Genomic DNA, 24,743 nt, shown 5'->3' on the forward strand with positions numbered 1-24,743 from the left:
TTAATGGTTGTACCATGCGTATCATCACTCTAGACAGTTTTGTCTACAACGAAATTTACATATTGCGCCGGCTCCTCGAATGGCCGGATATATATGTTCATATCCGAAAACCGAACCTGGCAGAAGTAGATTTTGTTCGATACCTCTCGGCGTTCACGCTGTGCGAACGTCGACGTCTCGTCCCACATCAACACCATGCAGTGGCGAGAGATCATGGCGTGGAGCGTATACATCTGTCGACCCGTTTACGAAAGGGCTACAACGGTTTACTTCCAAACAATTGCTATTCAAGCACCTCTACACACAGTTGGGATGAATTCAATAAATTGCCCCCCATATTTTCGGCAGCATTTGTCGGCCCGGTGTTTCCGAGTATTTCAAAAAAGGGGTATGGCATTTCAAAACAGATCCCCTGCTCGGGGCGTACAAATTTCGCCACCTTGGCCATTGCATTAGGGGGAATCCAAGCATCTTCTATAGCTGACCTTCGTCACGCAGATTTTGATGACATCGCCTTATGTGGCGCGCTTTGGCAGGCGAACGCCCCACTTCTCGAAGCGAAACGTTGCTATGCACAGCTTCCTCTTTCTAATCAACCTTTACGTAATGACCCTTATGAAAAATTACAGTAACCTCCAATATATATCTTCAGGAGATACTCCAGAAGCCCATTTTGACCATATTATGCAGGCGCTACAACGGGGCGTCAATTGGGTACAGCTTCGGATAAAAAATGCACCTTTTTCCGTAACGCACGATCTTGCATTACGTGTGCTGGAGCTGAAGCAACAATACAATTTCACTTTCATTATCAATGACTCCCCTATTTTAGCTAAATCCGTTCATGCGGACGGCGTACACCTCGGATTGAACGACATGCCTGTTACGGAAGCCCGCCATCTACTAGGACCAAATAAAATTATTGGAGGCACCGCTAATACGTTGTCGGACGTCTTAAAACGTACGGAAGAACAGTGCGATTACATTGGCCTAGGTCCGTTCCGACACACAGAAACTAAAAATAAACTCAGCCCAATTCTGGGGCTCGGAGGATATGCGCATATCATTCAGCAGATCAAGCACATTCAGCATCCTCCCATATTTGCTATAGGAGGTATATGTGCCGAGGACTTACCAGCATTACGGCACATAGGCATTTACGGAGCCGCTATTTCCAAACATATTCAAATGCATTTCGAAAACGAAGGTCATATCGAAACATTAAAAAAACTGCTACATGAAAACTAAACTAAACATAGCGAATCGCTCATTCGATTCGCGCTTATTTTTAGGCACCGGGAAATTCGGATCATCCGCCGAACTCGGGGAAGCTATTCACGCCTCGGAAACGGAAATGGTAACTGTTGCTCTAAAGCGTATCGATATGGAAACAAACACCGACGAGATTCTCCAGCATATACCACGTCCCAATATTCAATTGCTTCCAAACACATCGGGAGCGCGCAACGCTCATGAAGCAGTCTTGGCGGCACAATTGGCCCGCGAGGCCATGGAAACAAACTGGATTAAACTAGAGATTCACCCCGATCCAAAATATCTTTTGCCAGATCCCATAGAAACGCTTCGTGCCTGTGAACTTCTGGCGAACGAAGGATTTGTCGTACTGCCTTATATCCATGCTGATCCTGTATTGTGTAAACGGCTAGAGGACGCTGGTACAGCGGCAGTCATGCCTCTTGGTTCTCCAATAGGAAGCAACCAAGGACTAAAAACCATCGAATTCTTGGAGATTATCATCGAACAAAGTTCTGTTCCTGTAATTGTAGATGCGGGAATTGGTACCCCTTCACATGCTGCGCGGGCAATGGAACTTGGAGCCGACGCGGTATTGGTCAATACCGCTATCGCTACAGCATCGGATCCGGCTCGGATTGCTCGGGCTTTTGCACTCGCCGTACTTGCCGGACGCATAGCTTACGAGTCGGGATTGCAACCGACTTATCGACAAGCCTCGCCAAGTAGCCCCCTGACGCAGTTTTTGACACATCCGAATGAACATGGAAAAATCATTTAAAGACGTCTTTGACCAGCATGAATGGGATACAATCGCGCGTAAAATCAGCGTGACGACATCCTCCGATGTCGAACATGCCTTAGCGAAAGAAAGGCTTCAGCTGTTTGATTTCCTGACTCTTATTTCTCCAGCCGCAAAGCCATATCTGGAACAGATGGCTCAAAAATCGCATCGCGTCTCTCTACGACGCTTTGGAAAAAATATGCAGCTTTACGCGCCGCTTTACTTGAGCAACGAATGTCAAAACATCTGTACCTATTGCGGGTTTAGTATGGACAATCAAATTAGACGACGCACCCTCACGGATGCCGAAATTATACTGGAAGCTGAAGCATTGCGCAACAGCGGATTTCAACATGTCTTATTGGTTTCCGGCGAGGCAAACCATACCGTCAACACGGCCTATTTTCTAAATGCCTTACGGCTCGTTAGCCCCATTTTCCCACAAATATCTATAGAGGTTCAGCCTTTAGACGTAGACGACTACCTCGCCCTTCGAAACGCTCACGTGAACGCTGTGCTTGTATATCAGGAAACTTACCACCAAGATGTTTATAAAAATTATCACCCAAAAGGTAAAAAATCAAACTTTCAGTATCGTTTGCAAACACCAGACCGCATCGGTCGTGCCGGTATGCACAAAATCGGACTCGGTGTATTATTGGGGCTGGAAGATTGGCGGGTCGATAGCTTTTTCAACGCATTGCATATCGACTATTTGCAGCGTACCTACTGGAAAACTAAGTATTCGGTCTCGTTTCCCAGACTTCGTCCCGCCGAAGGAGTCGACGCACCCAAATTCAATATGAACGATGCCGATCTGTTGCAACTGATCTGTGCTTACCGCCTTTGGAACCCGGACTTAGAACTGTCCCTATCCACTCGTGAACATGAAGTTTTCAGAAACCATGTCATCCCTTTGGGTATTACTTCCATGAGCGCAGGATCTAAAACCAATCCAGGAGGATATGTGGTCGAGCCTACATCACTAGAACAGTTCGAAATCAGCGACGACCGCCCCGTCGAAATAATTGTCCAACAAATAAAAGAAAGCGGTTATCAACCAGTCTGGAAGGATTGGCAGCCCGAATTTATAGGAAATTAAACATATGAAACTAACGAGAGCGCAAATCATCCGCTATAAAAAACACATTTCTCTACCCGAGATTGGCCTCGAGGGACAATGGAAACTGAATCAAGCCAATGTCCTTCTTATCGGGGCTGGAGGTTTAGGATCTCCAATCGCCCTATATTTGGCTGGGGCCGGCATCGGAAGAATCGCATGCATGGATTTTGATCGCGTGGAAGTCGATAATTTACACCGACAAGTGGCGCATACAGAAAAAACGGTTGGTATGCCTAAGGTATATAGCCTGCAAAAACAACTTCAACAATTGAATTCGGATATCGTATTTGAGCCGATTCAGGAAAAGGTAACCGCTGCCAATATCGCCCAATATATAGCCGACTACGACGTTGTCATTGACGGTTGTGATAATTTTGAGACACGATACCTTATTAATGACGCCTGTGCCAAACAGCAGAAGCCCTTGGTGTATGGAAGCGTCTTGAATTTCGAAATTCAGATGGCTGTTTTTAACCACAAAGGATCGAAGGATTTACGAGCAATTTTTCCGGATCCTCCCCACCCCGACGATGTGCCCAGCTGCGACCTTAACGGCGTCATGGCTAGTACGCCCGGCGTGCTCGGGCTGATGATGGCACAGGAAACTTTGAAGGTTGTTTTGGATTTGCCTTGTCTGCACAATCAATGGTTACTAGTGGATACGCTCACCTGGAATAGCACAAAAATATATTTCTGACAAATCGGCCAGCAAAAAGACAATTCACCAAAATTTGAACAAAAGGCGGGGGGATGTATCTGTTTTTATTTTTAATGCGTATATTTAACGCATCCTATTGGCTTATTTATGTTTACGAAACTAATCGCGATAGACGATCAAAAAATTGGAACGGTACATTTCTATGCTTTTGTTGTAAAAATCGATCATGATGAAGTGGGATTTGCCTTATTCATGAATAACTTACCTTCCCCCCTATTGTATTTTAAAAAAGAAGGCAAAGATCACGTTAATTTTAAGATCGATAATGAGCTTTTCCTATGGATCGTAAAAAATAGTAAGTTTTCCCGTGATGAACGAAAACAGCTTTACGCAGATTTCGAGTTTTTCCTGCGGGCTATGGAACAACGCGCAAAAGCTTACCTGTTCAAAAATGCGCAGGTACAATATATATCCAATTCGCGAGACATTATTCGGTATAAAAACTACTACATCACTTCGAGTGTCGAACAGATAGAAGCGGTCTAACCCGTAGGATCGATAGGATGGTTAGGCAGTAGCTGTTACGTTTTTTGCACACATCTTTCATGGTGTCTGTAGATAAGGAGGTCGTGAAAAGATCTCCAACGACATCAATATGACGCCTAGGAAGGCGGCTTACACACGTTGATCCTCCAACACACACAATCGTTTGCGTTCCCCTGACCCATCTGAGCTATAAAAGGATTTAGTATATTTGCATCATACGAAATGTAGGAATTTATCGATAACGGTCTGTGTTGTCTGTTTTTTTTTAGCCATGTAAATCTAATCCAAAGACCTCACAGGTAAAACGTAACAAATAGTTAACACGAACGTTAAGTAAATTTATTCATAAAAAATACATTACCGCTATTTTTACGCCCTGAGGGGTGTGCTAAAAAGCGGAAATCAAATGAAGAACTTACGACAAGCTTATCTATAGGTAAGCATTGTTTTTTGCTCCTTTTGGAAAAGTACGGATAGTATGCAGGAACTGATCGACAGACTTCGCGACGGCGATGAAACAGCATTTCAAATGTTTTTTTACCAACATAAGGATGCTTTATACAACTACGCCCAACTCCATTTACGAGATGAAGCGGTAGCCGCCGATGTTGTGCAGGAGGTCTTTATCAAATTTTGGAATCATGTTGAGCACGTCGATCCACAACAGAATGTCCGTGCATATTTATACACCATTGCTCGACATACCGTATTTGAGGAGCTAAGAAAAAGGCTTCAGTTTCAACATTACGCTGATTATGCCCTACACCATATCGCAGCGTGCGTAAACAACAATGAGGAAACGGTATATGTGCACGATCTCGAAAAATTATACCAAGAGGCTATTGCCCGTCTTCCTGAACAGCGACAGAAAATATTCCGCCTCAGTAAACTCGAACATTTAAGTCACGATGAAATCGCAGATCTTCTGCAGATCTCCAAAAACACCGTGCGCGATCAACTTGTGAAAGGAAATAAATTCGTGAAAGATTATATTCTCAAACGCTCATCCTTTCTGACCCTTGCTCTGCTCTTTATTGAAATTTTATAATTTTTTTCTGATCGGATCGTCTTTCGAGCGTCGTCGTCCATATATATTCCAAACGGACTGATTGTATGCAAACGGACAAATTTCAATTTCTATATCAAAAATACCTAAAAGGACAATGCACACCTTCAGAATTTGAAGCGTTCAAGCTCTATTTCTTACAAAGTGCTGAGCCCCATCATTTGCATGCGATTGAAGAAATAGATGCACTTCTGGATCAAGAGCTCCTCCTAGACAAACATCGATCGGATAAAATGTTGGTCACTATCCTTGCCACGCGCCGTCGGAAAAAAACTCGCCCTTTGCGCATGTACATGAAATACATAGCCGCCGCCTGCGCACTCTTGATCGTGTCCTTGGGCGTTCACTATTATCAATACACCCGTATAAAGCTTCCGATCTACAAAAACTGCAGTTCGGCCGTGCAGCGTTTCGCCCTTCCCGATGGGACTACGGTTTATTTACGGCCGAACGCAACCCTAGAACAATTAACCTCTTTTATGGGAAACGACAGTATCCGTAGTGTCCGTTTGGCCGGGGAAGGATTTTTTTCCGTCTACAAAAATAAACAACAACCTTTTATCGTACATGCCTTAAATGGGCTATCTGTACGGGTGTTGGGAACACGTTTTCACGCCGATTTTCGCGAACAGGAAACCTCTGTGGTTTTGACGGAAGGTTCTATCTTGGTGAATGCGGCCCAACATCAGGTAAATTTACGGCCAGAAGACCGATTAACCTACGATGAAAAAACAGGGAAATTGCAGGTTCAAAAGGTGGACACGCTCCTATACACGGCTTGGATAGATCATCAGTTATACTTCAACGATCAAACACTGGATCGAGTATTGCAGCGACTTCAGGAGGCTTATCCAGATGAGCAACTTCGCCTCCGTTCATCCTATCAAACACTAAAATTTACAGGGTATCTTCCTACAAATGATCTGAACCGTGCAATAGAGATATTGCAACGCACATTCGCAAACCACAACTTAACAATTATAAAATACGAATGAAAAAACAATCGTTAACCTTTGCGTTAGCTCTTGCCTTGACGGTGGGATCTCCCCATCTCGCACTAGCTAGCGGATTCTCCATAGAGAAGAATCAAGACAAAAACATCACGGAAGTGTTGAAACTTTTGGAAAAACGCTTTGGCATCCATTTCAATTATGAGTCGGGATTAAAGCATCTAAAAATTAAAAACGATTTCAACGTCAGCGCATTACAACGGAACGACATCGAAAAGTTCGTCAAAGATGTAACCCTAAATCAGATTCAGATCGAAAAAGTGGGCAAGCATGCGTATATCATCCGACGAGATCAACACGCAGCGTTGTCTTCCAACCTCGTATCTAAAACAAAGATTGCCCAAGGTAGCGATCAGCAGCAGCTATTTGGCGGAACTGTAGTCGATGCGTCCACTGCCGAGCCGATCATTGGCGCGACCGTTCGTTTACACGCAAGTAATTCATCTACACAAACGGATGAGCTGGGCAGGTTCTATTTTGAAAACGTAGGTTCTGTACACGTTACATTCAGCGTCTCCAGTGTGGGTTATCTCCCTCAGGAGATTGTTGCCAGCAATAATCAAATCATTCGTTTGATTAAAGATGATAAAGCCTTGGAAGAAGTAGTTGTCACAGCATTAGGTATTAAACGCGAAAAAAAGGCCTTAGGATATGCCGTTCAGGATATCAAAGGAGACCAATTGCAAAAAGTCAAAGGTGTAGACATTGGAACAACATTAACCGGAAGAATCTCTGGTTTGCGAGTATTCAATAGTACAGAGTTCAATACGACGCCGAGCATTTCTCTTCGGGGCAAAACTCCCATTTTAGTTATTGACGGCGTACTATATGAGAACATGAGTTTACGAGATATTCCAGTCGATAATATTGAAAACATCGCTGTGTTAAAGGGTTCTACAGCCGCGGCTCTTTACGGCGTAGATGGTGCTAATGGTGCTATTATGGTGACGACGAAAAAAGGGTTACAAGAAAAAGGCGTCGAAATCGCGATAAGTAGCAATAACATGTTCTTTTCTGGATATTTAGCTCTACCTGATGTACAATCTTCCTATTCAGCAGGGTACGGCGGCAAATACAATACGGACGATGAAGTGTGGGGCGATAAGCTCGATATCGGCCGTATATATGCGCAGTGGAATCCGATCACAAAGCAGATGGAAGAAAGTGAATTGACATCTAAAGGTAAAAACAACTTTAAGAACTTTTTAGAACCGGGTTTTATTTCGAACAATGCCGTTAGTTTCACCAACCAAGGAGAGAATGGAAGTATCCGAACCTCGATCAATCACATTTATAACAAAGGTCAATATCCCAATACCAAATTGAATATGACCAATATTTCGGTTTCAGGCGAAACAAAAATTTCTGACAAGATAACGTTGGACAGTCGCTTCGGTTACAATCGACGCTATGCACCAAATGACTTTGGTGCAGGTTATAATAGTCAAGGTTACATTTACAATATTCTCGTCTGGACAGGTCCCGAATATGATCTCACTCAATACAAAGACTACTGGATTACCAAAGATCAACAACAAAACTGGCACTACCGAGCTTGGTACGATAACCCTTACCTATCGGCGTATGAAAAAATAAGTGCCGAATTAATCAACAAATTGAATGCAGCAGTGACCTTAAATTATAAAGTTAACGACTGGGCAAAGTTTATGATTAGAAGTGGTTATGACTATTACGGAAATACACGGGAACAAACTAACCCGATGGGTATTTACGGAACTCGTGGTGGCTATTCGGGCTATGACAACAGGGGAAAATATTGGTCAAACAAACAAGATGGTTTTTCGACGACTAACGACTTTATTTTCACGGCGAACAAAACATTGGGAGACTTTGCTATTGATGGTCTTGCTGGTGGCTCCATATTCTATCGACGGGACAATGCCATGACCGCATCTACTGTAAATGGTATTTATATTCCTGGCTTTTATTCGTTAAGAAACTCGGTCGGCCCTGTTTCTGCTACCGAATCCAAAATTAAGGAAATGCGCAGCGGGATATATGCCCGACTATCGCTATCGTGGAGAAACGCGCTATTTATTGAAGCGACAGGAAGAAATGACTGGGCATCTACATTACCTAAAGAACACCGGTCGTTTTTCTACCCTTCTGTATCAGGAAGCGTGATCATATCCGATTTATTGGCACAAAAACCTCACTGGCTTAACCTTTTAAAAGCCCGAGCTTCTTGGGCGGTCACCAAATTTTCGCCTAATCCTTACGACATCAACCAGGTTTTCTCGGTATCGTCTAATGTTTGGGACGGCCTCTCAACAGGATCTTATCCAAATTCCATAAAAGACTACTCCATCAAACCTTCGCAAGAAGACCTCTCCGAGTTTGGATTAGAATGGTCTTTATTAAACAACAGATTGACAGGTAACTACACGTTTTATTCAAGATGGGAGCATAACCGAAACGTGAATGCGACCATATCTGGTACTACTGGTTTTACATCGCGATTAATTAATAGTGGGGAAGAGTTCATGACGCGTGGACATGAAATCACGTTAGGTGGCATTCCTATAAAACGAGATAGATTCCAATGGGAGATCAGTGGTAACTTATCTCAAAACTTACGTTATTACCACAAGCTTGATCCGGATTATTCGGCAGATCAACTATACGTAAAAGTCGGCGAACGTACTGATCATTATGTGACACGCGACTGGGAACGGTCCCCAGATGGACAGATTGTCCATAATGCGTCGGGTATGCCGATTAGTGCTGTTCACGAAGCACGATTGTTTGGATATTCTGCTCCGAAATGGTTTTGGGGGCTTACCAATCAATTCCAATACCGTGATTTCTCTTTATCCTTTAGCATAGATGGACGGATTAAGGGACTTTCCTATTCAAACATGAATGCACGCTTATGGCAAACGGGTGCCCATCCAGATTCTGACACAGAAGCGCGCTATGAAGAAGTGGTTAACGGGAATAAAACATTCATCGGTGAAGGCGTAAAAATCATATCTGGGTCCGTAACGTATGACAAATACGGGCAAATTATTTCGGATGATCGTGTATTTGCGCCAAACGAGCAAATCGTATCGTATGAAAATTATTGGAAAAGGGCTTATTCTGGCACTCGAAATATTTGGGACGAAACGTTTATTAAGCTGCGAGAAGTTTCGCTCAACTATTTTGTCCCTTCTGATATAGCGGGTAGAATTAAAGCGAAAAAAGCGAGTGTGGGGCTCACGGGACAAAACTTATTCCTGTGGACAAAAGAATATCGATTCTCCGATCCAGATACGGGGTCTGAAGATCTAAATTCGCCCTCGATGCGTTATCTAGGTTTCAATATAAACTTAACTTTTTAAGTACCAACATTTAAGAACAAAACAATGAAGAGAATAATTAACTACGTTTTGATAGGCATTATCACGGTCACGTCTGCCTGTTCTAAATTTGATGAAATCAATAATAACCCAGAGGCTACCGACAAAGTAACTTCCGCCATGATCGCAACACGAATAATCATCAATCTTGCGAATCAACCCACCCAGAAATCATTTCTCCAGCCTTATATGCTTAACAAAAATATTGTTTGGACAGAATTCGTAGAGGGTTATCAATATAACGGCTTCGGCGCCGGTTCGCTCAGCTTCACAGCAATTAATGATGCGCATTTTATGATGGAATTCGCAACCACTGACAAGTTGGCGAAGTCCTACGAAGGTTTAATGTATTTTGCGCGGGCGGTTAAATTTTTTGAAGCTACCATGGATCTCGGAGATATCCCCTACACGGATGCGCTGAAAGGTGAAACAGACAAAAACTACTTTCCAAAATACGACACGCAAAAAGATGTTTTTTTAGGTATCTTACAAGAATTAGAACTTGCCGATCAGGCCTTCGCAACGGGAGAAAACTTCGCTGGAGATCCATTATACGGCGGCAGTACCGATCGGTGGCGCAAGCTCGTCAACAGTTATGCGCTACATGTACTGCTCCATTTGAGCAAAAAAGAATCGGATACCGATCTGAACATCAAGGCACGTTTTCAAACGATCATAGCAGAAAAGCCAATCTTTACATCGAACGCTGACAATTACGAATTGAAACGCACGGACAAAGCCGGACAAACCTACCCATTCTATAAAGTTGGCAACAATTTCACCATATATCCGATTGTATCCAGCGAAATTATTGACCGACTGAAAAGCAATGGCGATCGCAGGTTGTTTTATTATGCCAATCCGTCCGCCAAACGCATTCAAGAGGGAAAACTTTCTTCCGACTACGATGCTTATGTTGGAATAGATCCCTCGCTTGTGTATGATAACATATTGGCGATCAAAAATACGAATGATTACTGCAAATTAAACGACCGGTATACAGAAATCGCAGAAGGAGAACCTACGCAGCAGCTGTCCTATTCGCAATTATGCTTTACTATTGCTGAAGCGGCAGCTCGGGGATGGATCAATGAATCAGCAGTTGACTGGTACAAAAAAGGTGTAGATGCCTCCATGAAATTTATCTATGAAAACACCCCCAATACGAGCCAATTTCACCATGACATGCCATTAGATGCTGCATACAGAAACAGCTATGTAGCCGCACTTGGTGATAGCTTTCCCACAGGGTTGGAAGCGCGGATCGAGGCGATTATCACACAAAAGTATTTAGGCAGCTACTTGCAGTCAGAGTTCTCGACCTATTATGATTATCGCCGAACGGGCTATCCAAAATGGAAAATTAATCCGGCCTCTAGCTTAAACTCGGAAGCTCCAACGAAGATTCCGGTACGCTGGAAATACCCTTCCACGGAATTTAGTTATAATCCCGAAAATGTGGATGAAGCCGTTAGAAGACAATTTAACGGTGTGGACGACATCAATCAACCGATGTGGATATTGAAATAACAACTTAAAAAACTATATTGGGGCTGTGATATCGCTGACTGTTACACAGCCCCTTTATGGAGAAATACCGCATGGAAAGTAGAAGAGAATTTATAAAAAAAGCGGGGATGCTAGCCGGCAGCCTCGGCTTACTGAACAGTTTACCCCCAACCATTCAAGCTGCATTGAAAATCGACCCCGCCGTAGGATCCTCCTATCTCGATGCAGAGCATATTGTTTTGCTGATGCAAGAAAACCGATCATTCGACCACAGCTTCGGAAGCCTGAAAGGCGTTCGGGGGTTTAATGATAGACGGGCTGTCATGTTACCCGACCAAAAACCAGTATGGTTGCAGTCCTATAAAAATGGAGATACTTACCTCCCCTTTCGATTAGATATAAAAAATTCACATGCTGCATGGACACGGGATCTTCCCCACTCTTGGGAAAACCAGATCGGTGCTTGGAATAAGGGGAATTTCAACAACTGGCTCGAATGGAAACGTTCGGGAAACAAGAAGTATCGAGACTTACCGCTGACCATGGGCTATTACACACGTGCAGATATCCCCTTCTATTATGCCTTTGCCGATGCATTTACGATATGCGATCAGCATTTTTGTTCATCCATTACCGGAACAACCACGAATAGACATTTTTTTTGGACAGGTACTTGCGTTCCTGAAAAAGGAGCGAAACCATTGGTGCGTAACTCGGATATCTATTTCAACAGGATGGCGCGTTGGCAAACTTTTCCAGAACGTTTACAAGACGCAAATATCAGTTGGAAAGTATATCAAAACGAGGTCAGCATCCAAAACGAACTGATGGGCGAGGCTGAAAGCCTATTGGGAAACTTCACGGACAACAACTTGGAGTGGTTTGAGCAGTATCATATCCGATACAAAAAAAGCCATATCAACTTCTACAAAAAGCGAATAGAAGAGCTTCCGGTGGAAATAAGCGAGATCGAAAACGCGCTTGCGAGACGACCTGATCAGAAATTGCAACAGAAACTTCAACAAAAGCAACAACAGTTGGAGAGTTTTCGGAAAGAATACGAACAGTTTAACGAACTGAAATTCGAGCAACTGGACAACCGGAGTAAATCGTTACACCAGCGGGCGTTTCAAACCAATGAAAACGATCCAAATTACCACCGCATTGAGGAAGTGACTGTCGATGGCACATCGATTACGGTTCCCAAGGGCGATATTTTACACCAGTTCCGCCAAGATGTAAAAAAGGGGCAATTGCCTACTGTGTCATGGTTATGTGCACCTCAGCATTTTTCAGACCATCCTAGCGCGCCGATGTACGGGGCTTGGTATGTATCCGAAATTTTGCAGATCCTTACCGAAAATCCTGATATCTGGAAAAAGACCATTTTTATATTGAACTACGACGAGAACGATGGTTATTTTGATCACATACCGCCATTTGTGGCTCCCAAACCCGGAGACCCTTCTACAGGGGCGGCCTCGCCCGATCTGGATTACAGCAGCGAGTATGTCAGTAAAGAACAAGAGTTGGCTTACGGAATAGAACCGGAGTATGCAACAGAAGGTCCTGTGGGATTAGGCTACCGCGTACCACTTATTATTGCTTCACCTTGGACAAAGGGCGGATGGGTCAATTCAGAGGTATGCGATATCACATCCACAATCCAATTCATGGAGCATTTCCTGTTTAAAAAATTTGGCGTAAATGTATTTGAGGAGAATATTAGCAGCTGGCGACGCGCTATAACGGGCGACCTCACGTCTGTTTTTCGTACCTTTGAACCTAAAGAAAACACGTTGCCAAGCTTTCTAGACCGAAATACACAGATCATGCAGATCAATCAAGCGAAGGACAAGCCAGCACCTAATAACTTCAGAAAACTAACAGAAACGGAAATAGAGCAGGTTCGGCAAGGCCAGTCTATCCCTATCTCCCCAAAACAAGAACCCGGTATTAAATTTTCTACGGCTATACCCTACGAACTACACGTATACGAGAATCTCCAGCAACAGACGATCCAGCTGCGCTTCGAGAGCAGTACAAACTTTTTCGGCAAAAATGCACGAGGGGGAGCGTTTAATGTCTTTGCATATGGGTTTAAACCGGATCGGGCAAATTGGTCTTTCGCTTGCTCTGCAGGTAAATCGGTCTTGCATCAATGGTCCATATCGGATTTCGAAAACGATATCTACCATCTTGCAGTATACGGTCCAAATGGATATTACCGCGCCTATTATGGATCTTCACGTGAGGTGTCTCCCGAGGTGGAGTTACGCTATGATATACCACGGGAAACCCTTATCTTTCAGCTCAAAAATCCGTCCAACAAAACATTGGTACTGCATTTGACTGATGCATACCAAGATGGTTTCAACAAGCATATCACATTGCATGCACATGCTTTGAAAACTGTTGGGATCCCCCTGAAGAAACAAAATCGCTGGTACGATATTCAATTGACATTAGCGCGCGGATCGTTTCGCAGAAATTTTGCTGGTCGGCTTGAAAACGGGAAACATAGCGTCACCGATCCCCTTATGGCGTTGACACGTTAGCGTATGGTGTTTTCCCATACCGACAGCCTTCTTCGTTGGTATATTTTTCGACGAAGAAGGCTGACTTTTTTCTATGGCAATTGATGACCAAAATGCGCCACAAAACCCGTCATTAATGAGACTAATCAGATGGCGACATTTCTTATGAACCGCGCATAAAATCAGGAGGTTATATGCAGGCGGTAACCGAGAATCCCGTGAGAACCGACGGCTGTAACATACTGCCGTCGACGTGTGTTGTGGGGTTTACGATTTTAGCCTATAGCTTGCTGTGCATATCGTCGTGTCGGTGGTACTTGTCGTACAGTTTGATACACATGTAATGATACCTGCGGAATTGGCCCTATTATTTGCTCCAGCACTTGCTACATTCTTAATACCAGATTACCGAGAAAAGTAGCGAAAATCGGAGCAGACGATCAAACCTCGATGAACGCAAAAAGGCTTCTTTTCCAATAAAAAAATGACGCAACGAGAATCTAGCACAAATACAGCATAACGTACATTGGTTTGGTTAAACTGATACGGAAAACCTTCTCATTCTACGTTTTATTTTGTAATTTTGATTTGGCTTTAGGGGTATTCTGCGAAAGAATTGAGACAGTCCCTTTGAACCTGATTCGGTTGACACCGACGTAGGGAAAAGCGTTAGTTCATCTAGCTCAATTGTTCCGTAACCGTTCGGATCGTTCTCCTAAGCCCATTGTATTCAAAAAAGGAGAAACATAATGGAACATAGAATCATTCAACAACTACTTCAATTAAAAGCAGAAGCTCCTCTTGTTCACAATATCACCAACTTCGTCGTCATGAACAACACGGCCAACGCATTATTGGCGGTTGGTGCATCGCCGGTTATGGTGCATAGTCCGCGCGAGGTGCAGGACGTTGTACAAATCAGCCAATCGCTCGTAATCAATATTGGGACACTAAGTGAAAAATGGGCTGACGCCATGCTTATGGCGGCTGAACGAGCGAACCAGATCGGCTGTCCATGGGTACTTGATCCTGTTGGTGCAGGTATTTCGAGCTTCCGCAACGAAACGCTTCAGCAACTATTAAACTTGAAACCAACCGCCATACGTGGAAATGCGTCGGAAATTATGGCATTGGATAATTTCTCGGCTTTCAGTAGCAAGGGGGTGGATAGCACAGCGGATAGTCAGGATGCATTCGTAGCGGGACAGTCTTTACAACGTCGCTATGGGACACAGGTATGTATCTCCGGCCCAACAGACTACATTATTTCTGAACGAGCTTGGGTAGAGGTCTACAATGGAAGTGGATTGATGACCAAAGTCACGGGACTGGGATGTTCGGCATCTGCGATGATTGGCGCTTTCTTAGCCCTGCGATCGGATCCTTTCGAAGAGGCCGTCGCTGGTGTGTCTATCTTAAGCTTGGCAGGACAACTTGCGACAGATAAGTCCAACGGTCCGGGAACCTTACAATGGCAACTTTACGACACGCTATATAACTTAACGGCTGAAGATCTATCTATTCATTTAAACATAAAGCAACATGCCTTTTAATCCGGCCTTTCCCTATCCGCTTTATTTGGTGATTTCCGAAAAAGATTGCGCTCCTCGTCCTTGGCTTTGGGTGGCTGAACAAGCGATACGAGGCGGTGTCGACATTATCCAATTACGCGAAAAAGACGCCTCCACACCTACATTATTGGAGAAGGCCCGGCGTTTAAAGTTATTAACCGATCGATATACTATTCCGTTGCTGATCAACGATCGGGCGGATATCGCCACTCAGGTGTCAGCTTGGGGCGTTCACGTGGGCCAACAAGATATGCAACCATTGGATATTCAACGGCAATATGCTGATCAACTGCATATTGGTTGGTCGCTGGAAAACCTCCGGCAATTAGATAGCCCGCAAATGCAAGCCGTACATCATTTGGGTGTCAGTCCGATTTTTGCCACGGCAACCAAAACGAATACGATTACGGAATGGGGATATGCAGGATTGTCGTCTATTTATCATGCCACAGACAAACCACTGATCGGCATTGGCAACATGAACAAAAAAACAGCGCAGGCGGCTTATCAAGCGGGAGCTTGTAGCGTGGCCGTTGTTTCCGCTATTTGCAGTGCAAAAGATCCACAACGCACTGCACGCTTTTTAAAACAACAACTGACATGAAAAAAGATAGAACGAAAACGGTTCCTACCGTACTCAGTATCGCTGGGTTCGATGGAAGCGGCGGTGCCGGAATTCAAGCCGATACCAAAACCATTTCGGCGCTCGGATGCTATGCCATGAATGTGTTAACCGCACTACCTGTACAGAACACACAAGGTGTACGAAAAATCTACGAGATACCGACACAAGCTGTCTATGACCAACTTGACACTATTTTTGATGATAAATTGCCTGATGCCGTAAAAATCGGCATGGTACATAGCGTTGATCTCGTTCAGACCATCAGTCGATTTCTGAAGGATTATAACGGTCATATTGTTTTTGATCCCGTGATGGTATCCACCAGCGGACATAGACTTATCCGTGAAGATACCATACAAGCTTGTATAGAAGAGCTATTTCCTTTGGCAACATTGATCACACCGAATCTAGATGAAGTTGGCGTCCTTATCGGACGCCCGGTAGAAACCGTCGAGGAAATGCATGCCGCAGGAGATGAACTTCTGGAATTGAATCTACGGGCGGTGTTGGTCAAAGGCGGACACTTGCACCTCGATACGTTGACCAGTTTATTAAAACGAAAAGATCGAACAACGAAAGCGTTCCATTCGTCCCGTATTGACACGCAGAACACACATGGGTCAGGGTGTACCTTATCTTCGGCAATAGCCAGTTTTCTCGCTCGAAATCGTTCGTTGGACGAGGCGGTGGAACTGGCGTTGGAGTATGTTTTCGAAGCTATCAAAACCGGCCGGGATCTCTCCATTGGAAAAGGAAACGGCCCTCTTAATCATTTTCATAATCCGCAAAAACTGATCACACATGACGTGGACAACTAGAGCCTGGCACGCCATTGCACCTATCTACGATAAAATTCTAAATATGCCTTTTATCTACGAATTGCAAAACGGCACACTTCCCTTAGAAATTTTTCAGTTTTACATGCTACAGGATGCTAAGTATCTCGAACACTTCGGACGGGTGCTTGCGTATCTCGGCAGCAAATCAAGCGACAATGAAGAGGCGCTCTTGTATTTTCAGTTTGGACAAAATGCACTCCTTGTAGAAAAAGCGCTGCACGAACATTACTTTGAACAATTTGGGATCTCCACTACTTCGGCAACAATCACACAACCCGTATGCCATCACTATGTGCATTTTCTAAAAAGTACGGCTGCTTTTGAGGCTACGGAAGTAGGATTTGCAGCCACCTTACCTTGTTTTTGGATCTACAAAGAGGTTGGCGATCATATCTTCCAAAACCGCATAACCGGCGAAAATCCTTATCATGCTTGGATTAACACGTATAGTAGTGCTGAGTTCGGCGACGATGTTTCGCGCGCAAAAGCACATGTAAACAAAATGGCAGCAGACGGTACGGAAGCTATACGAAAGAAAATGTTAGATGCTTTTGTCACCGCTGCACTACTGGAATATCAATTTTGGGAGGCTGCTTATCTACAAAAAACGTGGTAGGAAATTTATCGTATTCTTACGATATTGTCCTTATCAAGCAAGACTAAGGATGGACAATTTCGCTGACGTACACACTTGCTTCACGAAGCTAATCCAACGTTTCACAAACGAAGAGGAACGTATAGCGGGCCTGTGGTCTGAACTTGTTGACGCATACGGAAACCCCGGGCGGTATTATCATAATCTAACGCATATACGACATATGTTATCCGAAGCCGAATCCGCTCGGGACACAATTAATGATTATGATTCTTTGCTTTTGGCCGTTTTCTACCATGACGTCGTTTACGATCCGACATCAACAACAAATGAAGAAAATAGTGTCCGATTTGCCAAGCGCCACCTACTCCAACTCCATGTAGGAACCGATCAGCTCCATGTTGTGGAAGCGCATATTTTGGCGACAAAAAACCATCAGCAAAGTACAGTTGCCGATCGAAACATATTGCTGGATGTTGATTTGGCTATTTTAGGCCAACCTTGGCCACGTTATTACATTTATGTACAGGCTATTCGACGGGAATATAGCATGTATTCGGACCCAGAATATACGGCTGGTCGATTAGCGGTATTGTCTACATTCTTGGGCAAAGACGCCGTTTATAAAACGCTCCCCTTTCGGCGCAGATACGAAAAGCAGGCACAAAAAAATATCCTGACTGAATACAAGATGTTAACAAAAATCAAAATATAGATAAACAACTCGCCCTAACGCGCTGCTTATTTTCTATGTTTTCTTCGGTTCGTCATTAACGACGCCGACCGCTTGGTGTCGATTGACGGTAAAGAGCCAAGAATCCAAACTGTCAGTTCCGACGAGTTTCCTAGAGACGCTATGGCTGTCCATTGCATGAGGATGCGTCGGGCCTATGTCCTTCCAAACATTCCGGCCCTCCCAGAACGATAGCCAGTTAGACTAATATATTTTAATTCTTTTAAGCAAGATTGCAATGTTTCTCTAGCCAATAATGATGCCCCACACAGATATAAGTTATCTACAAACTATCGATTAGCCTGAATCCAGAAATGACTACGACAAATCCGTATGGCCAGATGAAGCTTGCCAAACACACGTGGTTAATACCTCTCCATTAGATAGTAATAAGGAGGCAAAGCATGATGAAACATCATATTCTTATTATCTTTCGGGACCATAAACTTTTCGTGATATGCGCTGTCGGGATACAATATGATCTGCTCTCCGGCGCGTACATAATCATTACCCTTGGCATAAGTGGGTTCAACGAAATGTGGATACGTTTTCCGAATATTTTTTGCTATGAAATTACCTAAATATTTCTGATAGATATCCACTGTTTTTTGAGCAGGCCTAGTCGCTTTCTTGTAAACCATCTTTAGTAAAATCCGCTTAAAAAAAGGTTGTTTTTTGATCCCGTTTTGCAATAATGGCAACGGACTTACTTCCGGAACGTCTTCGAGTGTTTGCACGGTAAATGGTGTCTGTGGCACCCAATCTTCAGTACTTGTCACATTAAAAGCCCATCCACCTTTTGCCGCGTGTTCGTAATCGTAAGCGAAGTATAAATTTCCCGGTTTGGGACTGGCGCTCGCATACGTTTTAATGATAATATCCGCCGGTAGTTTGCCCGTTCTTTGCAAGCCCCTAAAATACGCTGTCAAGATATAGCTGAGTCCTCCCCCTTGACTGTGGCCCGAAATAATAAAATCACGAATTCCAGCGCGGTAGCAGAAATCTATTTTCGGCAACATATCACGAACGAGAAATGCCGAACTGAAAACGTATCCAACGTGGACGGCGGCGTTTGAATGCGCCGCAAGATCATAATCGAAGGTAAAATTCGTGTCAATCTGTAAACTTCCTTTCGCCGGAATCTGTGCCGCGTAAAGATTTGCCAACCAACTTATTCCCTCCCCCGTCGTACCACGCGTATTGATAACAGCAACACGTTGGTCTTTTAGCCATAGCTGCCATTGATTGGCTAATCCCATTTCGGGACTCCGGTACAGTAAAACAGAATGAGTAGGACTGGGGATCCACTTCGCTTTTTCAGCGGATGCCGAAAACTGTGCATTAATCCGGATCACTTCCATAAATTCCGCTTTATCAAACCCTGATCGAAGAGACTGTGCCGAGACCGTATGGCAAAGGAGAATGCTGAGTAAAGTAATAAGTGACTGATACATGTATCGTTCGTTTAAAATGACCTAGAATTGGAAAGAATATTCGTTCTGAAACCTGAAGGAATAACAAAAATGTAGGCTTCCGGTTTTACGAAAAACGATAAAAGTATGGCATCGCAGAACATTTTGACTACCTTGCATATAAAATTCCCCAACGTAACATATGGACGATCAGCTTATAACTCATGTTCGCAGGTTCACACCTGTAAATGAAGAGGATGCAGTGCGCATCATATCTTATTTTTCACCATTAAGCTTTGCGAAAAAAGAAATAATATGCGAGCAAGGAGAACGGTGCAAGTATAACTTTTTCGTAAAAAAGGGGTGCCTGCGAATGTTTTATCATACCGAAAAGGGGATTGATCAAACCGTGCAGTTCGCAATCGAGAATTGGTGGCTGAGCGATTACTTAGCTTTTGAACAGCAACGACCATCTGTATTCGCCATTCAAGCCGTCGAGTACTCGGAAGTCCTCGCCATAGACTATCGTACACAAGACAAGTTATTGCAGGACGTTCCCTTAATGGAGCGGTATTTCCGACTGCTTTACCAACGCGCCTATGGTGCGACACAAAATCGCATGAAATATTTAACTGACCATTCTAAAGAAGAGGCGTACAGAAAATTTCACAACAGTTTTCCAGAGTTTACAACGCGTGTACCCCAACAGTTACTGGCTTCCTATCTCCATATGACCCCCGAATACTTGAGTGAAATTAAACGTAGACTCAAACTAGAATAAAATACTTTATATTTTCGGGTTCTTAAACCAGCTTAAGTTTTTCCAATAGCATCGTGTGTATCTTTGTTTATTAAAACAAAATATCATGACAAAACGAATTAACATACAAGCGGTAGAACCCGCCGGCTACAAGGCTATGATTGGCCTGGAAATCTATCTACAAAACAGCAAACTCACCAAAATCCAAAAAGAACTCATCAAAATTCGGGCCTCTCAAATCAACGGTTGTGCTTTTTGTATCAATATGCATACCCGTGACGCACTCGCTGCGGGAGAGACCAGCCAACGTATTTTCTTATTAAATGCTTGGCGAGAGACCGACCTGTTTGATGAAGCGGAAAAAATCATTTTGGCTATGACCGAAGAAATAACGCAGATTAGCCAATCCGGACTGACATCAGAAACATACAGTCGAGCTTCCGAATTATTTGATCCAGAAACAATTGCTCAGATCATTATGGCAATTGTTACCATTAATGGCTGGAACCGCATCGCTATTAGCACGCATTTAGAAATAGAAAAATAGGTCCATAAAAAAGCCGTTAGGATAACGGTCGCTTCCGCGGTCGCTATCTTAACGGCTTTCTGTCTATATAGACAGGTCGCGAACCTGCTTTAGTTTAAAATAATCACCTCTACCCGTCTATTTTTCTGACGCCCTTCCGGCGTTTTATTGTCAGCTACCGGTTTGGACTGCCCCAATCCTTTTGTGCTAATGCGGGAACCGCTTACGCCAGAATCCTCTAGAAATTTTTTCACAGAAGCGGCACGCTTGTCTGAAAGCCATTTGTTGTAACCTTCCTCTCCTGTCGAATCGGTATGTCCATCTACGCGAATTTTCTTTGCTGTATCATTTTTTAACAATTTCGCGACTTTACTTAGTTCAACTTTCGCTTTTTCAGTTAGATAAGAAGAATTCGTTGGAAACAACAGATCAGAGGATATGGTAAATTTTATTCCCTCGTCGGTACGTGTCGCATCTTCAAACTCGCTTTTCACATTTTTCAAGCCATCGTCGGTCCCATCTTTGCTTATTACTGCGCCAGGGTTAACCATAATAGTTTGTTGCTTGCACGAAGTGGCACCAAACGCCACACTAATTACTAATAAAGCCGTACGTATATGTTTCATGAAATTCGCTTTAAGTTATGCCGTAAAGATAGCAATTTTCATTATTTTACCTTGGTTTTAATTGCTATTTTCCGATTCATTGAATAGCTTCGACAGCAGAACCTTTACTTCGGGAATTTCTTTATATAAATTCCAAATCAATCCTGAACGTGCATTTTCTAAACATACGGCAATAGCGGCTTGATTCGTTGCGAAATACTCATCGGAAACGTCGTCATTCCTCAAATCTAGCCAAGCTCGAAAACCATATTCTGTAAAGAAAATCTCTCCATAGTTTTCGTACAACGCGAGCACCGATTTGCGTCCATCGTTGTCGAGTAAGAACATTGATGAGGGCGCAATGGCGGGGTTGATCCGGTAACTGCCCACACTGTCGTTTAATTGGTAGAACCCCCAAATATCGGAGTTCGTAGAGCCAACGCCAATTTCATTGTCCCGCCGCTTCCGTACTTTGATATAGCTTCGAATCGTCTCTTCGTAGTCTATTATAGGATCTTTTAATAGAGATGGATTTATCGTAAAAAACGGTTTATAAAAATCAAGCAAACTGCCGCGCGCGTAACCAAACTTCAACTGTTCGCCGTACATACTGGTATCCTTCAAAATGGACACTCGGTTCACGCTTGAAAAAGGCTCCTGTCCAAGAGGATTGAACGCGAGACGGAACGTTTCTTTTATCATCGCCAGCGTATCTCGTACCAGACTGTCCATTTTGTTGTAATCGGATGAGTAGGCAAGATCAACATGCTTTATCCCGTTCTCGTAAGCCGACATAGGAATGGCATGCTTTGGAGAAGCCATAGCCAATAAATACGCGTTTAGTGATTCGTTGATGCCTCCAAGTGTAGCATATTTTTTCGTGGAATCAATGCCTGAAACCTTTTCGACAAGGACATCGCTGTACCCATTCGCTAAGAGTTCATTCCAGCGTATGTTTTCCCAAAGTTTCGTAATCCGGCTACGTAAGTCTTTTTCTGTCTCCTCATCCTTGGTAAAATACTGTCGGGCAACAAGCAATGCTTCTATCATCGAGGACGTCGCCAGAACATCGTAATTTGCCTCTGCATTTCTATAGTCGGGAAGTCCTGTACGTCCGTCAAAATAAGCGGGGAAAATACCGAACCTGTTTTGTGCATTCGATAAGAAATAAACTATACGTGATATTCGTCCCAACGCTACTTGTCTATTCACTCGCCCTTTCTCCACGCCCACGATTAAACTTAAAATAGCGTTTCCGGTTTCCTTCACCGATACGATCGCACGTTCTTTCATGCGAAAGGGTAAATACATGCCGCTATTGATATCATAATTCTCTGTGAAGTAATTTACATGAGCACCTTGTACGAGATCCAGCAGTTCGGTCTCGTTCAGTCGCTTAGTCTTAACTTCTTTCACTGTCGAAAACGGAGATTCTATATAGTTATAATCGACCCAAGCAATCTTGTAAAAATAAGTTTTATTTAAATCGGGGACATAATCTAGACAACTTTGCATAGAGATGGGCCGAATCCCCACCGGAATAAATTCTTTATTATCTTCCGAGCGATAAATTTTGATGTATCGAATAGAGGGAGTCAATGGCAATTGCCATTGGAGGTGCACTTGTTTATCATATGCGATAGCAGACGAAAGGATAGCCGGCGACGATAGCTTTACTTGCGAAGAATTTTTTGGCAGAAACTCAACTTGATCAATAAACAGTTGGTGAAGTTGATTACTTGTTCCATGTTGAGCAAGTCGAATGGCCGTTATGGGTTCTTTTATCATTAGGTTTTTAAACTTAACGATAGGAATCTTTACGTTGATCCATGTATTGTAATCAAAATCCTCCAAAAATGGGGAGAGATCAAGCAGGTCGGTTTCCGAATCACGCTGTAAGATCCCTATTCGTGGCAGAGTTTTCTCTTTTGTATTTTCCGTTTTTACGAGGATTTTCAACACCAAAAAATCGGACGGTTGGATCTGGTAATTTAATTTTTGCCGGCTATAGCGAAGATCCACCGACCAGTTGCCATCCGAAGCTGATATATAACTTAGCGATAGTGCATTTCCCGGTGTAAAAAAAAGAGTATCCGACACGAGTAAATGCCGGTTCAGATTTTCCACCCATGATCCGCCGTCGTATTGTACGTTACTTTTTGCGTATACTCCCTTGACAAGGCTGTTATCGAAAATCACTTCGGGGTAGGTATCTGCATATCCGTTAAAAGTAGAGGTTCCGACAATGGTCAGTAGGAGAATAAGTTGATAAAAAAACTTCATAGCACATATTGATTGACGACAAAAATAAGCAAATATTGAACCATTTGAACTAAAAGACAAATTGTGCAGCGACACGTAAGAAAAATATTACGCACATTTTTAGACTATTAGCACATCATAGACCGAAAAACAGCAAAATAATTTTAAGAATAAGATTTTCTCTCTATATTTGCATCGTCACAAGCGAAAGTAGCTCAGTTGGTAGAGCACAACCTTGCCAAGGTTGGGGTCGCGAGTTCGAATCTCGTCTTTCGCTCAGTTGCCTAGGTGGTGGAACTGGTAGACACGCAGGACTTAAAATCCTGTTCCTGTTAAAGGAGTGCGGGTTCGATTCCCGCCCTAGGTACCAGAAAAAGCTCGTCGGAAGATGGGCTTTTTACTTTGCTAACAAAATAGATAAAGAATTTCAAAATACCTGTTATTTATTTATCTTTAGCATGCAGCTTCGGGATGTAGCGTAGCCCGGTATCGCGCCAGCATGGGGTGCTGGAGGTCGTCGGTTCAAATCCGGCCATCCCGACAAAAAAACAATCAACGGTATCGTTGATTGTTTTTTTATATATTCCCTTAAATTATTCCTGACAAATCCGTATGATGGATGAATCATAAGAACCGGCTTAATCCATTCGCTGCCTTAAAAATCTATTTCAATTATTGCCTTTAATGGAATCAAAACTCCGCCTTTGATCTGTAAATATTGCTCTGTAAGTGACCAAACCGTAGTTTCTATCCGCTTTGGACCATCCTCTGTTTGAAAAACTATCGTCGTTTTAGACTTAAACTCATTCCCCAATCGCTGCGCAGCTAACAATTTATCGTGTAAAGAATTTGTTCTATCTTCCGCGGCTGGAATAATTCTGAAATCCCCAATATGCTCTTTTTCTATAATCTGTCCAATCATCTTACAAAATTTGATAGTAAATAATACAACCTAAAATCCTTCAT

Annotated in this window: 22 protein-coding genes, 3 tRNA genes and 1 riboswitch; of the genes, 21 read left to right on the forward strand and 4 right to left on the reverse strand. The window is 43.3% G+C overall.

Annotation, left to right across the window (positions count from 1 at the left end):
- Positions 1-14 precede the first annotated feature (14 nt).
- The 16 genes from ACFSR5_RS07075 (at position 15) to ACFSR5_RS07150 (ending at position 18,194) form a co-directional block, all read left to right on the forward strand.
- Positions 15-632: a thiamine phosphate synthase gene (locus ACFSR5_RS07075; RefSeq protein WP_380902131.1), complete on the forward strand. Its 618-nt coding sequence runs from the start codon at positions 15-17 to the stop codon at positions 630-632.
- The gene (gene thiE / locus ACFSR5_RS07080) at positions 616-1,248 is read left to right on the forward strand and encodes a thiamine phosphate synthase (RefSeq protein WP_380902133.1); all 633 of its coding nucleotides are present in this window, start codon (positions 616-618) and stop codon (positions 1,246-1,248) included. The genes ACFSR5_RS07075 and thiE (ACFSR5_RS07080) overlap by 17 nt, the downstream gene beginning before the upstream one ends.
- On the forward strand, positions 1,238-2,035 hold the full coding sequence (locus ACFSR5_RS07085) for a thiazole synthase (protein ID WP_380902135.1): 798 nt from the start codon (positions 1,238-1,240) through the stop codon (positions 2,033-2,035). The genes thiE (ACFSR5_RS07080) and ACFSR5_RS07085 overlap by 11 nt, the downstream gene beginning before the upstream one ends.
- Positions 2,019-3,140 carry a 2-iminoacetate synthase ThiH gene (thiH, locus tag ACFSR5_RS07090; RefSeq protein ID WP_380902137.1) on the forward strand — a complete coding sequence of 374 codons (1,122 nt, stop codon included), beginning with the start codon at positions 2,019-2,021 and terminating at the stop codon, positions 3,138-3,140. Before ACFSR5_RS07085 ends, thiH begins: the two co-directional genes overlap by 17 nt.
- Positions 3,141-3,144: 4 nt before the next feature.
- Complete coding sequence (locus ACFSR5_RS07095) at positions 3,145-3,858, forward strand: HesA/MoeB/ThiF family protein (RefSeq protein ID WP_380902139.1); 714 nt, start codon at positions 3,145-3,147, stop codon at positions 3,856-3,858.
- A gap of 108 nt (positions 3,859-3,966) precedes the next feature.
- The gene (locus ACFSR5_RS07100) at positions 3,967-4,365 is read left to right on the forward strand and encodes a hypothetical protein (protein WP_380902141.1); all 399 of its coding nucleotides are present in this window, start codon (positions 3,967-3,969) and stop codon (positions 4,363-4,365) included.
- Positions 4,366-4,843: 478 nt separating this feature from the next.
- Positions 4,844-5,413: an RNA polymerase sigma factor gene (locus tag ACFSR5_RS07105; RefSeq protein WP_380902143.1), complete on the forward strand. Its 570-nt coding sequence runs from the start codon at positions 4,844-4,846 to the stop codon at positions 5,411-5,413.
- A 65-nt stretch (positions 5,414-5,478) separates the two neighbouring features.
- Positions 5,479-6,426 (forward strand): FecR family protein, encoded by a 948-nt coding sequence (locus tag ACFSR5_RS07110; RefSeq protein WP_380902145.1) that lies wholly within the window; start codon positions 5,479-5,481, stop codon positions 6,424-6,426.
- Positions 6,423-9,785 (forward strand): SusC/RagA family TonB-linked outer membrane protein, encoded by a 3,363-nt coding sequence (locus tag ACFSR5_RS07115; RefSeq protein WP_380902147.1) that lies wholly within the window; start codon positions 6,423-6,425, stop codon positions 9,783-9,785. Before ACFSR5_RS07110 ends, ACFSR5_RS07115 begins: the two co-directional genes overlap by 4 nt.
- A 24-nt stretch (positions 9,786-9,809) precedes the next feature.
- The gene (locus tag ACFSR5_RS07120) at positions 9,810-11,333 is read left to right on the forward strand and encodes a SusD/RagB family nutrient-binding outer membrane lipoprotein (RefSeq protein WP_380902149.1); all 1,524 of its coding nucleotides are present in this window, start codon (positions 9,810-9,812) and stop codon (positions 11,331-11,333) included.
- Positions 11,334-11,404: 71 nt separating this feature from the next.
- Entirely contained in the window at positions 11,405-13,870 is a 2,466-nt protein-coding gene (locus ACFSR5_RS07125) for a phosphocholine-specific phospholipase C (protein WP_380902151.1), read from the forward strand.
- Positions 13,871-14,435: 565 nt separating this feature from the next.
- A riboswitch (TPP riboswitch) is annotated at positions 14,436-14,529 on the forward strand.
- 69 nt (positions 14,530-14,598) lie between these two features.
- Complete coding sequence (gene thiM / locus ACFSR5_RS07130) at positions 14,599-15,402, forward strand: hydroxyethylthiazole kinase (protein ID WP_380902152.1); 804 nt, start codon at positions 14,599-14,601, stop codon at positions 15,400-15,402.
- Positions 15,392-16,024 (forward strand): thiamine phosphate synthase, encoded by a 633-nt coding sequence (thiE, locus tag ACFSR5_RS07135; RefSeq protein WP_380902154.1) that lies wholly within the window; start codon positions 15,392-15,394, stop codon positions 16,022-16,024. The genes thiM and thiE (ACFSR5_RS07135) overlap by 11 nt, the downstream gene beginning before the upstream one ends.
- Entirely contained in the window at positions 16,021-16,863 is an 843-nt protein-coding gene (thiD, locus tag ACFSR5_RS07140) for a bifunctional hydroxymethylpyrimidine kinase/phosphomethylpyrimidine kinase (protein ID WP_380902156.1), read from the forward strand. Before thiE (ACFSR5_RS07135) ends, thiD begins: the two co-directional genes overlap by 4 nt.
- Positions 16,847-17,500, forward strand: a complete 654-nt coding sequence (gene tenA, locus ACFSR5_RS07145; protein WP_380902158.1) for a thiaminase II — start codon at positions 16,847-16,849, stop codon at positions 17,498-17,500. The genes thiD and tenA overlap by 17 nt, the downstream gene beginning before the upstream one ends.
- A 49-nt stretch (positions 17,501-17,549) precedes the next feature.
- Positions 17,550-18,194, forward strand: coding sequence for an HD domain-containing protein (locus ACFSR5_RS07150; RefSeq protein ID WP_380902160.1), 645 nt, complete (start codon positions 17,550-17,552; stop codon positions 18,192-18,194).
- A gap of 383 nt (positions 18,195-18,577) precedes the next feature.
- Here ACFSR5_RS07150 and ACFSR5_RS07155 read toward each other — a convergent pair whose 3' ends face one another.
- The gene (locus tag ACFSR5_RS07155) at positions 18,578-19,666 is read right to left on the reverse strand and encodes a lipase family protein (RefSeq protein ID WP_380902162.1); all 1,089 of its coding nucleotides are present in this window, start codon (positions 19,664-19,666) and stop codon (positions 18,578-18,580) included.
- A 160-nt stretch (positions 19,667-19,826) separates the two neighbouring features.
- Here ACFSR5_RS07155 and ACFSR5_RS07160 point away from each other — a divergent pair, with 160 nt between their 5' ends.
- On the forward strand, positions 19,827-20,405 hold the full coding sequence (locus ACFSR5_RS07160; protein WP_380902164.1) for a Crp/Fnr family transcriptional regulator: 579 nt from the start codon (positions 19,827-19,829) through the stop codon (positions 20,403-20,405).
- 85 nt (positions 20,406-20,490) lie between these two features.
- A complete protein-coding gene (locus ACFSR5_RS07165; RefSeq protein ID WP_380902166.1) occupies positions 20,491-20,931 on the forward strand; it encodes a carboxymuconolactone decarboxylase family protein in 441 nt (146 codons plus the stop codon).
- An 89-nt stretch (positions 20,932-21,020) separates the two neighbouring features.
- Here the strand turns inward: ACFSR5_RS07165 and ACFSR5_RS07170 are convergent, their stop codons facing one another.
- Complete coding sequence (locus ACFSR5_RS07170) at positions 21,021-21,536, reverse strand: OmpA family protein (RefSeq protein ID WP_380902168.1); 516 nt, start codon at positions 21,534-21,536, stop codon at positions 21,021-21,023.
- A 57-nt stretch (positions 21,537-21,593) separates the two neighbouring features.
- On the reverse strand, positions 21,594-23,798 hold the full coding sequence (locus ACFSR5_RS07175) for a glucoamylase family protein (RefSeq protein ID WP_380902169.1): 2,205 nt from the start codon (positions 23,796-23,798) through the stop codon (positions 21,594-21,596).
- 183 nt (positions 23,799-23,981) lie between these two features.
- Between ACFSR5_RS07175 and ACFSR5_RS07180 the strand changes: the two genes are divergently transcribed.
- The 3 genes from ACFSR5_RS07180 to ACFSR5_RS07190 all read left to right on the forward strand — a co-directional run bounded on the left by ACFSR5_RS07180 (position 23,982) and on the right by ACFSR5_RS07190 (position 24,318).
- Positions 23,982-24,054: transfer RNA gene (locus ACFSR5_RS07180), tRNA-Gly, on the forward strand.
- A gap of 5 nt (positions 24,055-24,059) precedes the next feature.
- Positions 24,060-24,147, forward strand: a tRNA-Leu gene (locus ACFSR5_RS07185).
- A gap of 97 nt (positions 24,148-24,244) precedes the next feature.
- Positions 24,245-24,318: transfer RNA gene (locus ACFSR5_RS07190), tRNA-Pro, on the forward strand.
- 114 nt (positions 24,319-24,432) lie between these two features.
- Here the strand turns inward: ACFSR5_RS07190 and ACFSR5_RS07195 are convergent.
- On the reverse strand, positions 24,433-24,699 hold the full coding sequence (locus ACFSR5_RS07195) for a hypothetical protein (RefSeq protein WP_380902171.1): 267 nt from the start codon (positions 24,697-24,699) through the stop codon (positions 24,433-24,435).
- Between the last annotated feature and the right edge of the window lie 44 nt (positions 24,700-24,743).

The organism is Sphingobacterium suaedae, assembly GCF_042684625.1.
Classification (GTDB): Bacteria; Bacteroidota; Bacteroidia; order Sphingobacteriales; family Sphingobacteriaceae; genus Sphingobacterium; species Sphingobacterium suaedae.

Bases quoted from the DNA above. Each gene is read 5' to 3' on its own strand.
- ACFSR5_RS07075 (WP_380902131.1), top strand. From the start codon at position 15: ATGCGTATCATCACTCTAGACAGTTTTGTCTACAACGAAATTTACATA.
- thiE (WP_380902133.1), top strand. From the start codon at position 616: ATGAAAAATTACAGTAACCTCCAATATATATCTTCAGGAGATACTCCA.
- ACFSR5_RS07085 (WP_380902135.1), top strand. From the start codon at position 1,238: ATGAAAACTAAACTAAACATAGCGAATCGCTCATTCGATTCGCGCTTA.
- thiH (WP_380902137.1), top strand. From the start codon at position 2,019: ATGGAAAAATCATTTAAAGACGTCTTTGACCAGCATGAATGGGATACA.
- ACFSR5_RS07095 (WP_380902139.1), top strand. From the start codon at position 3,145: ATGAAACTAACGAGAGCGCAAATCATCCGCTATAAAAAACACATTTCT.
- ACFSR5_RS07100 (WP_380902141.1), top strand. From the start codon at position 3,967: ATGTTTACGAAACTAATCGCGATAGACGATCAAAAAATTGGAACGGTA.
- ACFSR5_RS07105 (WP_380902143.1), top strand. From the start codon at position 4,844: ATGCAGGAACTGATCGACAGACTTCGCGACGGCGATGAAACAGCATTT.
- ACFSR5_RS07110 (WP_380902145.1), top strand. From the start codon at position 5,479: ATGCAAACGGACAAATTTCAATTTCTATATCAAAAATACCTAAAAGGA.
- ACFSR5_RS07115 (WP_380902147.1), top strand. From the start codon at position 6,423: ATGAAAAAACAATCGTTAACCTTTGCGTTAGCTCTTGCCTTGACGGTG.
- ACFSR5_RS07120 (WP_380902149.1), top strand. From the start codon at position 9,810: ATGAAGAGAATAATTAACTACGTTTTGATAGGCATTATCACGGTCACG.
- ACFSR5_RS07125 (WP_380902151.1), top strand. From the start codon at position 11,405: ATGGAAAGTAGAAGAGAATTTATAAAAAAAGCGGGGATGCTAGCCGGC.
- thiM (WP_380902152.1), top strand. From the start codon at position 14,599: ATGGAACATAGAATCATTCAACAACTACTTCAATTAAAAGCAGAAGCT.
- thiE (WP_380902154.1), top strand. From the start codon at position 15,392: ATGCCTTTTAATCCGGCCTTTCCCTATCCGCTTTATTTGGTGATTTCC.
- thiD (WP_380902156.1), top strand. From the start codon at position 16,021: ATGAAAAAAGATAGAACGAAAACGGTTCCTACCGTACTCAGTATCGCT.
- tenA (WP_380902158.1), top strand. From the start codon at position 16,847: ATGACGTGGACAACTAGAGCCTGGCACGCCATTGCACCTATCTACGAT.
- ACFSR5_RS07150 (WP_380902160.1), top strand. From the start codon at position 17,550: ATGGACAATTTCGCTGACGTACACACTTGCTTCACGAAGCTAATCCAA.
- ACFSR5_RS07155 (WP_380902162.1), bottom strand. From the start codon at position 19,666: ATGTATCAGTCACTTATTACTTTACTCAGCATTCTCCTTTGCCATACG.
- ACFSR5_RS07160 (WP_380902164.1), top strand. From the start codon at position 19,827: ATGGACGATCAGCTTATAACTCATGTTCGCAGGTTCACACCTGTAAAT.
- ACFSR5_RS07165 (WP_380902166.1), top strand. From the start codon at position 20,491: ATGACAAAACGAATTAACATACAAGCGGTAGAACCCGCCGGCTACAAG.
- ACFSR5_RS07170 (WP_380902168.1), bottom strand. From the start codon at position 21,536: ATGAAACATATACGTACGGCTTTATTAGTAATTAGTGTGGCGTTTGGT.
- ACFSR5_RS07175 (WP_380902169.1), bottom strand. From the start codon at position 23,798: ATGAAGTTTTTTTATCAACTTATTCTCCTACTGACCATTGTCGGAACC.
- ACFSR5_RS07195 (WP_380902171.1), bottom strand. From the start codon at position 24,699: ATGATTGGACAGATTATAGAAAAAGAGCATATTGGGGATTTCAGAATT.